This is a genomic window from uncultured Methanobrevibacter sp. (genome assembly GCF_905235195.1).
Taxonomy (GTDB): domain Archaea; phylum Methanobacteriota; class Methanobacteria; order Methanobacteriales; family Methanobacteriaceae; genus Methanarmilla.
Window position 1 is genome coordinate 1 of sequence record NZ_CAJOKH010000044.1, and the last position, 11,891, is coordinate 11,891.

General features: G+C 27.7%; 12 protein-coding genes, 1 tRNA gene and 1 pseudogene. 9 read left to right on the top strand and 5 right to left on the bottom strand.

What is annotated here, in order from left to right:
• Positions 1-618: 618 nt before the first annotated feature.
• The 3 genes from QZ146_RS06325 to QZ146_RS06335 all read right to left on the bottom strand — a co-directional run bounded on the left by QZ146_RS06325 (position 619) and on the right by QZ146_RS06335 (position 2,462).
• Positions 619-1,476: a hypothetical protein gene (locus tag QZ146_RS06325; protein WP_295722827.1), complete on the bottom strand. Its 858-nt coding sequence runs from the start codon at positions 1,474-1,476 to the stop codon at positions 619-621.
• A gap of 430 nt (positions 1,477-1,906) precedes the next feature.
• Positions 1,907-2,176 carry a hypothetical protein gene (locus QZ146_RS06330; RefSeq protein ID WP_295722828.1) on the bottom strand — a complete coding sequence of 90 codons (270 nt, stop codon included), beginning with the start codon at positions 2,174-2,176 and terminating at the stop codon, positions 1,907-1,909.
• Position 2,177: 1 nt separating this feature from the next.
• On the bottom strand, positions 2,178-2,462 hold the full coding sequence (locus QZ146_RS06335) for a hypothetical protein (protein WP_295722829.1): 285 nt from the start codon (positions 2,460-2,462) through the stop codon (positions 2,178-2,180).
• Between the two features lie 446 nt (positions 2,463-2,908).
• Here QZ146_RS06335 and QZ146_RS06340 point away from each other — a divergent pair, with 446 nt between their 5' ends.
• Positions 2,909-3,049: a hypothetical protein gene (locus QZ146_RS06340; protein WP_295722830.1), complete on the top strand. Its 141-nt coding sequence runs from the start codon at positions 2,909-2,911 to the stop codon at positions 3,047-3,049.
• Positions 3,050-3,095: 46 nt separating this feature from the next.
• Here the strand turns inward: QZ146_RS06340 and QZ146_RS06345 are convergent, their stop codons facing one another.
• Positions 3,096-3,317 carry an HAD hydrolase family protein gene (locus QZ146_RS06345; protein WP_295722837.1) on the bottom strand — a complete coding sequence of 74 codons (222 nt, stop codon included), beginning with the start codon at positions 3,315-3,317 and terminating at the stop codon, positions 3,096-3,098.
• A 12-nt stretch (positions 3,318-3,329) separates the two neighbouring features.
• Positions 3,330-3,662, bottom strand: a pseudogene (locus tag QZ146_RS06350) (HAD family hydrolase); the annotation flags it as partial.
• 258 nt (positions 3,663-3,920) lie between these two features.
• On the opposite strand from QZ146_RS06350, the gene QZ146_RS06355 reads away from it, so the two are divergent.
• From QZ146_RS06355 to QZ146_RS06390, 8 genes are all read left to right on the top strand, one after another.
• Positions 3,921-5,108, top strand: coding sequence for a redox-regulated ATPase YchF (locus tag QZ146_RS06355; protein WP_295722831.1), 1,188 nt, complete (start codon positions 3,921-3,923; stop codon positions 5,106-5,108).
• Between the two features lie 256 nt (positions 5,109-5,364).
• Positions 5,365-6,453, top strand: a complete 1,089-nt coding sequence (gene cfbD / locus QZ146_RS06360; protein ID WP_295722838.1) for a Ni-sirohydrochlorin a,c-diamide reductive cyclase catalytic subunit — start codon at positions 5,365-5,367, stop codon at positions 6,451-6,453.
• A gap of 13 nt (positions 6,454-6,466) precedes the next feature.
• Positions 6,467-7,063 carry an imidazole glycerol phosphate synthase subunit HisH gene (gene hisH, locus QZ146_RS06365; RefSeq protein ID WP_295722832.1) on the top strand — a complete coding sequence of 199 codons (597 nt, stop codon included), beginning with the start codon at positions 6,467-6,469 and terminating at the stop codon, positions 7,061-7,063.
• Between the two features lie 330 nt (positions 7,064-7,393).
• Entirely contained in the window at positions 7,394-8,764 is a 1,371-nt protein-coding gene (locus QZ146_RS06370; protein ID WP_295722833.1) for an AIR synthase-related protein, read from the top strand.
• Between the two features lie 85 nt (positions 8,765-8,849).
• The gene (locus tag QZ146_RS06375) at positions 8,850-9,296 is read left to right on the top strand and encodes a hypothetical protein (protein ID WP_295722834.1); all 447 of its coding nucleotides are present in this window, start codon (positions 8,850-8,852) and stop codon (positions 9,294-9,296) included.
• Between the two features lie 318 nt (positions 9,297-9,614).
• Positions 9,615-9,688: transfer RNA gene (locus tag QZ146_RS06380), tRNA-Arg, on the top strand.
• 77 nt (positions 9,689-9,765) lie between these two features.
• Positions 9,766-11,049, top strand: a complete 1,284-nt coding sequence (gene truD, locus QZ146_RS06385) for a tRNA pseudouridine(13) synthase TruD (RefSeq protein WP_295722835.1) — start codon at positions 9,766-9,768, stop codon at positions 11,047-11,049.
• A gap of 206 nt (positions 11,050-11,255) precedes the next feature.
• Positions 11,256-11,645, top strand: a complete 390-nt coding sequence (locus QZ146_RS06390) for a DUF126 domain-containing protein (protein WP_295722836.1) — start codon at positions 11,256-11,258, stop codon at positions 11,643-11,645.
• Positions 11,646-11,891 lie beyond the last annotated feature (246 nt).

The window sequence follows — 11,891 nt, forward strand, 5'->3', positions numbered from 1 at the left end:
TTATAATGGTATGTTATAACTAATAAATATTATCCCATAAAAAAGCCCCCCCAAGAGGAAAATAAACAATCATAAAGCCCCACTGTTAGTAATTCAACCCTCATATACATTCTGTTTTTTCTTAGAAATTTAATTCCTAAACAGGATGTCCCTTTATAAAAAAAAATTAGTAACTAACCATTTATGCTAATACTAAATATATAAACCCACCACAAATAACAACAAACAAAAACATACACCCCTTTTTATTTAGTTTATCTGTTGGTTTTTGATGAAAAATATATAATTAAAAAAAGTTACCTATTACCAGATTATACTGACATCGTACTGATAGATTACTGACATTTTTTTTAATCCAAATATCAGATGTATTTTCCACTACTATACACCTATTTAACTTTTCAAAATCATACAAGACACTTTTAAAACACCGAAGCCACAATATGTGTAGTAACATCACCTTTGCCTGAAGTCCTCATTATGGAGTTTTATCACTTTTTTGTGGAGGAAGTTACATTATGAATATGATATTCATTTATAATCTATGTTACTGGACACAGTTACAGATATAATAATGTAAAACCCCCCCTACTTTTTTGTAGAAGATGTTCAAATTTTTTATAATAAATATTCTTTTGCAGCATTTACTAGTTTAATATATAATTCTCTGTTTTCTTGGTATTCTTTAAATGTATTAATTTTTACTTGATAAATTTTCCATTTGCTATCATAGGAAAAGTCCAAACCTTTCTCTTCTAATATTTTACTTATTTCTGCATCTTCATATCCTTTGAATCGTAAATATATGAATTTTTTCATTGGTTTAAATGTTATAAAGTTTTTTGCAATACCATTGATTGAAAGCCCTATATAAAATTTGTTGTATTTCAATTCATAGTCAGAGACCAACTCTCCTAAATCATCATATATCCGGTCAACTATTTTTATCATTTCTTTTGTACTTTTAGTGTTTTCCCAATAGTTTCTGTCAGTTGTTACAAGTTCTTCCTCTTCATCAGTGCCCAAATCGATTCTATCAATTATTTTTGTAAAAACAAGGGAAACATTATCTCCATCTTTATATGCTGAAAGTTGTAATGCAATAAGAGGAATTGATCCATTAAACAGTGAAATTACATTCATAAACCTTCCAGTTATTTCTTCTGCAACAATTACTGCACAATGGTCATATTGAGGGTATCGTTTCTTTTCAGTATCCCAGTATTCAATTGTTCTAATGATGTGGCTTGGATCTGTTGATCCTAACTGTATTTCTACTTCATATCTATTTCCAGAATCATCAGCTAACAAAATGTCAAGTCGCCCTCCTGATGGTTGAATTTTTTCTCTTTGAAGAGCAGTCAAGTCTCCAAGACCCAATACTGCAGGCTTTTCAAAAATAAAACTCTGTATCATATCTTCATTGATTTTAGGATTATTTTTTAAGGGTATTCTCTCCAATGTCTTTAATTCCATAGATATCCTCTTATTTTCTTTATATAATATTATATTTCTTCTCAACATTATTTATAATTTTAATATAATGATTAAATTTATCATCATTTCTCTGATTCTTTTTTTCACATATTAAACTAAATAACTCTGCAAGACACAAATTGTTCACCATATAAACTGTTATAGGACTTGAATTCCTGCAATAATCCATTTTATGTATTTTAGATTAGTTTAAGATTTATATAAAAAATAAGTAGTAGTCCTATCCGGAGTCGAACCGGAGTCACAAGTTCCAGAGACTTGTATGATTACCATTACACCATAGGACTAGAATTTATATTAAATTTTTAAATAATTTTAGAAAATTTATAATACTACTATTTATTTTTTTCATATATTAATTTTAATATATGTAAATATTCTCCAGTTTTTCACTGGAGAAGTTTATAATTTAAAGCAGGCCCATTCCTTCAAATATTGCTTTAAGACCTAAAATAATAATTGCTACACCACCAATGATTTCAATATAATCAGCATATTTAATTGCAGCTTTAGTTCCAAATGTTCCTATTAAAAACCATACTACAACGGCAATTAAACTTAAACCTAAAAGGCCGTAGGGATTTACATGGGCTGCAGCACCTTGTGATGCAAGAATCAAGTTTTCAATGTTACCAAAAACAAGCAGGCTTCCTATTTTTGCGTCATCTAAGTCAGGCATATTATGCACCACCTTTTGCTTTGATGTTTTGCACTGCTTCATAGATTGCCTGAACACCTAATAGGAATATTGCTAATCCACCAATAATATTAATCACATTTGAATAGTCCATTGCAACTTCAGTTAATACACAACCTAGTACATGCCAAATTATTACAACGATTATACTTGAAATACCTAATATTTTAGGATCTACTCCTTTAACAACACCTTGTGATGCAAGAATAAGATTTTCTATATTTCCAAAAATTATTAACCATATAAACGGTAAATATGCTTCTAACATTTTTTCACCTATAATATTTATTATCACTAAATTATTTTCAGTAATTTAAATTAAATATATTTAACAAATTATTTATTATTTTTTTTTATCAATGTTTTTTAATACTATTTTTCTCACATTTTCATATTTTAATTTGTTTTTCTAATGAAATGTTAAATATTTTATTATTTCAATTTATATGGTTTTTTATAGTACTTATCTATTGATATACCTGCTATCATTTATTTTTTCCATAGCTTGTTCTATCTAATGTCCATTTTCCTTTTATTTCCATAGATTTTTGCATCAAGTGTTACATAGGTCTTTGATAGGCTTTTGTTTCTAATTATCTAAGTTAGTAATGATACTTTTTACAAATTTGCCTTGTTAATGTATGTTTATGTCCATGTATATGTTTTATTCCATTTTCAGTTACAATCTCATCAATTATATCAAATTTTCATGTGATGGCTGTGTTCATCGTCATCGTGGAAATGGTAATGTGTGTGTTCTACATTTTCTGTATCTATTTTTTAATGGAATCATCAAAGTGTCTATCATATAATAATGCAGCATTCAAAACTACCAGACATGATCCTGCATTATGAACAATTGCACCAGTTATTTGATTTAATAATCCTAAAACAGAACAGATTATGCTACTGCATTAATTGTCATTGACATTGCAATATTTGCTTTAATGGTAAATAGTGTGGAATTTGATAGATTTTTAAGATAAGGTATTTTTCCAATATCGTCACCTAAAAGGGCAATGTCTGTTGCTTTAATAGCCACTTCACTTCCAACTGATCCCATTGCCACACTTACATCTGCTGTTTTAAGTGCGGGAGCATCATTTACACCGTCTCCTATCATACAAACTTTTTTACCTTCATTTTTAAGTTTTTCAATCTATGATAGTTTTTCTTCAGGAAGCAGATTTCCATATACTTTATTAATTCCAACTTGTTTTGCAAAGTAATCAGCGGTTTCTGTATTATTTCCTGTAAGTAATATACAGTCATTTCCTATATCTTTCAGGTTTTCAATCATGCTTTTAGAATCTTCACGTATTACATCAGACAGTCCAATTAATCCTGTTATTTCACCATTTAATCCAACTATGATTGATGCTTTTCCCTCATGTTTTAGTTTATCTAAGTATTTATCAACATTAACATCAATATTGTTTTCATTTAAGAATTTTGAGGTATTGTTAATATATAAATCCGGTCTTAATTATAAAGAAAAAAATATCTATTAATTATATATAATTGAAATTTAAAATATTAATTAACTAATTATGGGAAGAGTAATTAGATTATTCACTTTTAAAGTTCACTATAAAATCTTTATTAATCTATTTTATTAAAAAATAATAAGGTTTAATTTAATATAATTTAATTTTAACACTATTTATTAAAACTTTTTAATTTTAGTTTATATTATTTCAAATAAATTTTGTATTTATGTGATATTATGTTACAAATTGCTGTTACTGGAAAACCTAATGTTGGAAAATCATCATTCTTTAACTCAGCTACTGCATCTAAAGTAGAGATGGCTAATTATCCATTTACAACTATTGATGCTAATATCGCTATTGGTCATGTAATTGATACATGTCCTTGTAAGGAACTTGATGTAGTTTGTAATCCTAGAAATTCTGAATGTAGAGATGGTAAGAGAATTATTCCTGTTGAACTTATTGATGTTGCAGGATTAGTTCCAGGTGCACATGAAGGTAAAGGTTTAGGAAACAAATTTCTAGATGACTTGATGCAGGCAAAAGTATTGATACATGTTATTGACGCTTCAGGTTCAACTGATGCTGAAGGTAATCCAGTTGAAGCAGGTTCATATGACCCTTTAGATGATATTGATTTTATGGAAAATGAGATTGTAATGTGGTTATATGGTATTTTAAGTAGAAACTGGGTTAGACTTTCTCGTAAAATTGGAGCAGAACATTTAGATGTTTCTAAAGTTATTTATGAACAATTATCTGGTACAGGTATAACTGTTGAAGATGTTATTGAGGCTAAAAGAAAAATTGAACCTGATTACAATAAGTGGGAAGAAGAAGATTTAATTGAACTTACACGTAATATTCTAAAAATATCTAAACCTATGATTATTGTTGCAAATAAGGCAGATTTACCATCTTCTGCAGAAAATATTAAAAGACTTAAGGAAAAGTATCCTTATGTTATACCATGTTCTGCTGAAAGTGAACTTGCACTTGTAAGAGCTGCTGAAAGTGGTTTGATTAATTATGTCTCTGGTGATTCAACATTTGATCTTGTTGATGGGGCTAGTTTAAATAAAAATCAAAAAACTGCTTTAGATTATATTCAAACTAATATTTTAGATGTTTATGGAAGTACTGGTATTCAGAAAGCTCTTAATACAGCTATTTTTGATCTTTTAGATATGATTACTGTTTATCCTGTTTCTGATGAACATAAATATACAGATCAAAAGGGTAATGTTCTTCCTGATGCTATTCTTATTAAAAATGGTTCTACTCCTCATGATTTAGCTTTTGTTATTCATTCTGATATTGCTGAGAAATTCTTATATGCAATTGATGCACGTAAAAATATGAGGATTGCAAGTGATTATGAACTAAACAGTGGGGATATTATTAGCATTGTAACTACCTAAATGTCCTTATTTTTTTAGTTTTTAATTAATTTTTTTTTTAAAATTTAAAGATTTAAACCTTTAAAATACTTATTTTCATTTTAATTTTTTAAATTTTACACTTGAAATCTACCTATATAATATAGTATACATTTATATTCAAGTGAAATTTTTATAAAATAAATATCAAAACATTATAATATTGATTTATTATTAAATACTTAAAGCTAATATTTAATTAATTTAAGTAATTTTTTCTAATAGGTGATATAATATGATGCATCCACGTCCAAGTCCTATTGCTGCTTCATTATATACATTAAGAGATATGAATACTGATGTAATAATAATGCATGGTCCAAAGGGTTGTTGCTTTAGAACAAGTCGACTCCTTGAAAGTGATGGTGTAAGGGTTGTTACATCTGGTATGAGTGAAAACGATTTTATTTTAGGAGCAAGTGAAAAGTTAGAAGAGACTATTGTTGAAGCATATGAAAAATTCAATCCTAAACTTATGGGTATAGTTGGAACATGTGCAAGTATGATTATTGGTGAAGACTTAGAATCTGCAATAGAAAATGTAGATTTAGATTGTACAATTATACCAGTTGAAACTCATGCAGGATTAGGCGAAGGGGACAATACAGAAGGTGCAATTTTAGTGCTTAAACGTGCTGTTGAATATGGAGTCATAACCGAGGAGGAAGCAAATAGACAAATTACAATGTTAGAGATGGCTACTCAAGTAGAAAAAACTAGGGGAATGGCTCAGGGAAATTATGTAAAACCTAATTTTGGAGACAATAAGGAAAAAATAGCATCCTTAATAGTAAAGGGTATTAAAGAAAATAAAAAAGTAGCATTTGTATTAAATGTTAAAAAAGAAACTTCATATTTATTTGCAGATATTTTAAACTTTGATTATAGAAAAATCAATCCTAATAATAAACCACTGTTTATTGGAAATCTTTCAGAAGATATTGGTCTTGCAAGAATACGTCAGCATGCAAGAAATGTAAAAAATGATTTAAAAGAACAATCAGGTGTAGAATTTGACTATATTACTGGGGGGCTTGATGAGTATCCAATTGCAGCAGACAATGCACTTGAAATATTGCAAAGTACAAAACCTGATTTGGTTGTGGTATTAGGTGTACCTCATGCACTTAAAATAGAGGAAATAAATGCTGAATCAATTGCTGTTACAGATGGACCTAGACTTGTAGAAGCATTAAGAGAAGATGGATTCAATCATGTTGTTGCAGAGTTAGATGCTCATTCTAAAACACTTGGTGTAAATACTATTGTTGATGCTGATTTTGCTATGATGATTCGCTCAACAATTGATTGGGAAAATGAAAAATAATTTGAGGATTAATATGATTACTATTATTGATTATAAAAGTGGAAATATTAGGAGTATTTCTAATGGTTTTAAAAAGATAGGAGCAGAGGTTGAACTAACAGATGATCCTGAAAAGATTTTAAATGCTAAATACCTTGTTCTTCCAGGTGTTGGGTCATTTGGTTCTGCAATGGAAAATATTAATCCATTTAAAGATATTATTTATGAATATATTAATGAAGGTAAACCATTTTTAGGTATATGTTTAGGTATGCAGGTTTTACTTACAAGTAGTGATGAAAGTTCTCATATTAAGGGTTTAGATATCTTCAAAGGTCATGTTAGAAAACTTCCTGAAGGTCGTAAAATACCTCATATGGGATGGAATAAATTAAATTTAAAAAATTCATGTCCAATTTTAGAAGGTTTAGATGGTAAGTATTTTTATTTTGTACATTCTTATTATGCAGATGTAGATAATGAGGATATTGTAGTTGGAACATGTAATTATGGTTTTGATGTAAATGCTGCACTCTGTCAAGATAATGTTTATGCAACACAGTTTCACCCTGAAAAAAGTGGTTCTTATGGTTTAAAAATACTTAAAAACTTTATAAATTTAAAACAGTAATTAATTTGTCTATATTATTCTATTTAAAAATAAATTTAAAACAGTAATTATTTTATCTATTCTATTTAAAAAATTTTCAAAAATAGAATATTTTAAAAAGATTAAATCTTTTTTAAATAGAAATTAAAAAATAATTTCTAAACATAATCTTTATTATATTTAAAAATATATCTTAAAAATGATAGAAAATTATGACTTAAAAAAATTTTTATAAAAGAATTTTAGATTCAAATTTTTTTTTATTGATTAGTTCATCATTGATTAAATTTAATATAATTAATTTTAAAGTATAGTTTTCATATTTAATTAAGGATAATTTCCGGTGTATTTATGGATATTGAAGGATTTGTAAGAAGTAGAATAGATACTTTAGATGAAAAGGATTTAAGGGACCTATTAGCTACTCGGATAAAAGATTATAAGGATATAAATGATGAAACGTCTCTTTTAATGGCTCAAAGTGTTATTGATGAAGTTTCTACTACACTTAAAGTTAAAACCAGTGGTGACGAATTTTTAAAAGAGATTACTGAGATTCCAAAAGCAAATGTTAGCATGGGTAAGATGGGTGTAGGATCTCGTGGGTCCGGTGATTTCTTTGTACATAGGAGAATTGCAGAAATTGTATCAAGTACTAATGTTTCATCTGAAGTTAATCCTCAAGCTCAAGATGATGGGGGTGTAGTAAAAATACCATCAAATCAAGATGATTTTTATATTACAACAGCTGTAGATGGTGTACACTCTAGACTTAGTGATTATCCATTTTTAGGTGGTTTTCATGTTACACGTGCAACCTTAAGAGATGTATGTGTTATGGGTGCAAATCCTGTTTCAATTTTAAGTGATCTTCACCTTGCAGATGATGGTGATGTTGGAAAATTATTTGACTTTACTGCAGGTGTATGTACTGTTTGTGAACTTGTAGATGTTCCATTAGTTGCAGGTAGTACCTTACGTGTAGGTGGAGATATGGTTATTGGGGATAGGCTTGTTAGTGCTGTTGGAAGTGTAGGTGTATCTCCATATCCTCCAACTGCAAGAAAAGGTGCAACTGATGGAGATATATTATTAATGACGGAAGGTGCAGGTGGAGGAACAATTACAACAACTGCACTTTATAATGGATATTTTGATGTAGTATGGGATACTTTAAATGTAAGTTTTATTAAAGCATCTAATGCATTATTTAACAATGATTTAATAAAAGATATTCATGCTATGACTGATGTTACAAATGGGGGTCTACGTGGGGATGCTCATGAAATTTCTCAAACTACAGGTGTAGGTCTAGAATTTTATAATGATAAAATAAACTCCCTTGTATCAACTAATGTACTTAATATGTTAGAAGATTTAAATATTGATCCTTTAGGTGTTTCAACAGATTCATTAATGTTAATTGTACCACCTGAAATTTCAGATGAAGTTATAAAATCTGTATCTAATGTTGGTGTAAAAATTGATCAAATTGGTGTAGTTGACAATAAGGCTAGTCCAAGATTAGTTGAAGAGGATGGTAGTGAAACTACATTAGTACCACAATTTAGAGAAGCAGCATATACTAAAATTAAAAAATTAATTGGTGATACAACACCTGAAGACTTTGAAAAAATGAAAGAAAATGTTCAAAAAGCTGCTCAGGAATCTATTCGCAAAAAAGAAAAAGTCATTGATTATATTTTAAAAAACTCTAATTAATTTTCTTATTATGATTATTTAAGTATTAATTAAAATTTTTATTTTTTAATCTTAATCATTAACTTATTTTTAAAAACGGTTTGCCATGTTACATTTAAATAAATTAATTAAGGAAACTAATGGATTTTATTCGATAATTGATGGGATGATAGCTATTTTATTAATATTTATTGCTTTTTTAGCTTTTAATTCCATGATTAATCTTGATATTGTAAATGATAACTCTCAAGTCTTAAGTGATTATAGAACTTCAGAGGATTTAATGGAAATTTTGTCTGCTGACTCTGATGATGCAACATTAAATCAAATATACTATATTTTAAAATCAAATAACAATTCATATGAATCTAAAGCTCAAGTTACAACGATTTTAAGCTCATTTTTTGATAAAACAATACCTGATAAAAATTATGTATTTAAGGTAAATAATCAGATTATAGCTTCAAGAGGAAATCTGGAAAACTTTGAAAACTATAATAGTGCTAAAAGAACAGTTGGTGACTATACATTTTCTCTTTTAGTTTATAGATAATATTTAAATTTTTACATGATTTAGGTGAATTTTCTTATTTTTGTAGATAATATTCAATGGATTATATTTATTTTAGAAATTTTACTTATTTTACACGGAATTTTATACATTCTTTTTCAAGTTTTCTTTATTTAAATATTTTTTAAATATTATTAAAAATTTTTTTAGAATTCACGATTTTTAGTCTTTTATTAATTAATATAGATATATTTCAAGTGTAAAATCTATTTTTTAAAAAAATTTTAAATATTATAAAAAATATAATATTTATTGTTGAAATTTTATTTCTCATTTTAGATTTCTTATTTAATTTCATATGCCCTGGTGGTGTAGTTTGGATAACACGTAGGACTGCGGATCCTATTCCCCGGGTTCAAATCCCGGCCAGGGCATAACTATTTTTATAGGTTTTAAATTTTTATTTTAGAATTTTAGATATTATATATTTTAAATATTTTAAGGTTATATTATGCTTAATGCAAATACATATATTAGTAAAAATCCCGGTATTGGAGGAACTATTAGAAATTCCTATGAAGATTTTTATGTGGAAGAAATACCTGAGATTACACCACAAGGGGAAGGACCAAATGTTTGGATATGGATTGAAAAACTTGGAAGAACCACCCTTGATGTTTTACTTGATATTTCAAGAGATTTACATATTAGCCGTAAACGTATGGGTTTTGCAGGTATGAAAGATAAAAATGCATTAACTCGTCAATGGATTTGTATATCTAATATGGATTCAAACGAGCAGCTTGAAGAGATTATAAACTTAGAAGATAAAATTAAAAATACTAAATTTCTAAAAGTTGTAAGAGGTCAAAAAAAACTTAGATTGGGTCAGTTAATTGGAAATAAATTTAAAATAGTCATTAGAGATATTCCTTTTAATAAGGATATTACATCTCTTGAAGATGCGGCTTTAAGAGCAAAAGAGATATTGAATCAACTTGAAATATCTGGAGTTCCTAACTATTTTGGTTGGCAGAGATTTGGAAAAGTAAGAAGCACTACACATCTTGTAGGTGAGGCTCTTATACAAAATGATTTAAAAAAAGCTGTAGATACTTATATTGGCCATCCAACTGACGGAGAATCTCAAGATAGCTATAATGCAAGAGTAGCTTATGATGAAGGTAATATTAAAGAGGCACTAGAATTAATGCATGGTGGAATGCGTTATGAGAAGATGATGCTTAGAGAACTTATCTCTGATTTAGACAAATATGGCGAGCTGAATGATAAATCATATAAAAATGCGCTACATGCACTTCCAAAACCATTATCTCGTATGTTTGTACATGCTTATCAGTCTTATTTATTTAATGAAGTAGTTTCAAGAAGAGTTGAAATGGGTATAAATAAGTATATTGAAGGGGATATAATTATTGATAATGAAGAGAAAATCATTAGAGATAAAACAAAAGAGGAATATCAACAATTAATCGATAAATTCCAAGCTCATCCAACTTCTCCATTATATGGTACTAAAGTACCATTTGCAGATGGTATTGTAGGAGAAATGGAGAAGGATGTATTAGATAAATATGGATTAACTAAAGAAGATTTTGAAGTAGATAAAATGCCGAGACTTGGAAGTTATGGTTTAAGAAGATCAATGAGATTTAGAGTCTGGGACAGTAATGTTGAAATAGTTCAAGATGGAATTAGGGTAGAGTTTTCAATAAATAAAGGAGCTTATGCTACAGCAGTTTTAAGGGAAATAATGAAAGTAGATGTTGTATAAGTTTTTAATTTTTCATTAGGTCAGTTTTTTTTAATAATTTTTATAAGTAAATTAGTTTAAATAAAGTTTTTTAAGAAAAATGTATATTAAGAAAAAATTATATTATTTAAATCAAATAATATTATTATAATTAAATTTGTATTGAATTGAATAAATTAAATTTATTAATTTTATTTAATTTTTTCGTTATTGTTTATAGGGATATTATGATTAAGTGTAGAAAAATAGCAAAAGGTAAAGCAAGTGGAGAGCTTCTTGTAAGTAGTGAACCTATTAGTTTTTTAGGTGGAGTAGATCCAGAAACTGGTAAAGTCATTGATATAAATCATGAATTAAAAGGACAATCTGTTAAAGATAAGGTCTTATTTATTCCAGGAGGTAAAGGTTCTACTGTAGGGTCTTATGTTATTTTCCAGATGATGAAAAATAATACTGCACCGAAAGCTATTATTTGTCTTAAAGCAGAACCGATTATTGCAACTGGTGCTATAATGTCAGATATACCTATGGTTGATTCACCGAGTAGCACAGATTCTTTAAAAAATGGAGTAAATGTTGAGGTAAATAGTGATGAATCTTCAATAAGTATTTTATAATTTTATTATCTTTTTAATATTTTTTACATTTATTTTCATTATAATTTTTTTTTTTAAAAAATTAGCTATTATTTCTAAAAGGTTTTTAAAACTTTTCTATTTTTATTTTTTAAAAAATTAGCATTATTTCCATAAAAGTTTTAAAACTTTTAGGGGCCTGAATTTTTTAGTTCTCAGATAATTGTTGTATTGCTGTTTTTGAGTTAAATCCTAGTGATATGATTAATGCTCCTAAAAATACATTCA

Coding starts and splice junctions, on each gene's coding strand:
- QZ146_RS06325 (WP_295722827.1), bottom strand. CDS start 1,476: ATGGAATTAAAGACATTGGAGAGAATACCCTTAAAAAATAATCCTAAA.
- QZ146_RS06330 (WP_295722828.1), bottom strand. CDS start 2,176: ATGCCTGACTTAGATGACGCAAAAATAGGAAGCCTGCTTGTTTTTGGT.
- QZ146_RS06335 (WP_295722829.1), bottom strand. CDS start 2,462: ATGTTAGAAGCATATTTACCGTTTATATGGTTAATAATTTTTGGAAAT.
- QZ146_RS06340 (WP_295722830.1), top strand. CDS start 2,909: ATGGCTGTGTTCATCGTCATCGTGGAAATGGTAATGTGTGTGTTCTAC.
- QZ146_RS06345 (WP_295722837.1), bottom strand. CDS start 3,317: ATGATAGGAGACGGTGTAAATGATGCTCCCGCACTTAAAACAGCAGAT.
- QZ146_RS06355 (WP_295722831.1), top strand. CDS start 3,921: ATGTTACAAATTGCTGTTACTGGAAAACCTAATGTTGGAAAATCATCA.
- cfbD (WP_295722838.1), top strand. CDS start 5,365: ATGCATCCACGTCCAAGTCCTATTGCTGCTTCATTATATACATTAAGA.
- hisH (WP_295722832.1), top strand. CDS start 6,467: ATGATTACTATTATTGATTATAAAAGTGGAAATATTAGGAGTATTTCT.
- QZ146_RS06370 (WP_295722833.1), top strand. CDS start 7,394: ATGGATATTGAAGGATTTGTAAGAAGTAGAATAGATACTTTAGATGAA.
- QZ146_RS06375 (WP_295722834.1), top strand. CDS start 8,850: ATGTTACATTTAAATAAATTAATTAAGGAAACTAATGGATTTTATTCG.
- truD (WP_295722835.1), top strand. CDS start 9,766: ATGCTTAATGCAAATACATATATTAGTAAAAATCCCGGTATTGGAGGA.
- QZ146_RS06390 (WP_295722836.1), top strand. CDS start 11,256: ATGATTAAGTGTAGAAAAATAGCAAAAGGTAAAGCAAGTGGAGAGCTT.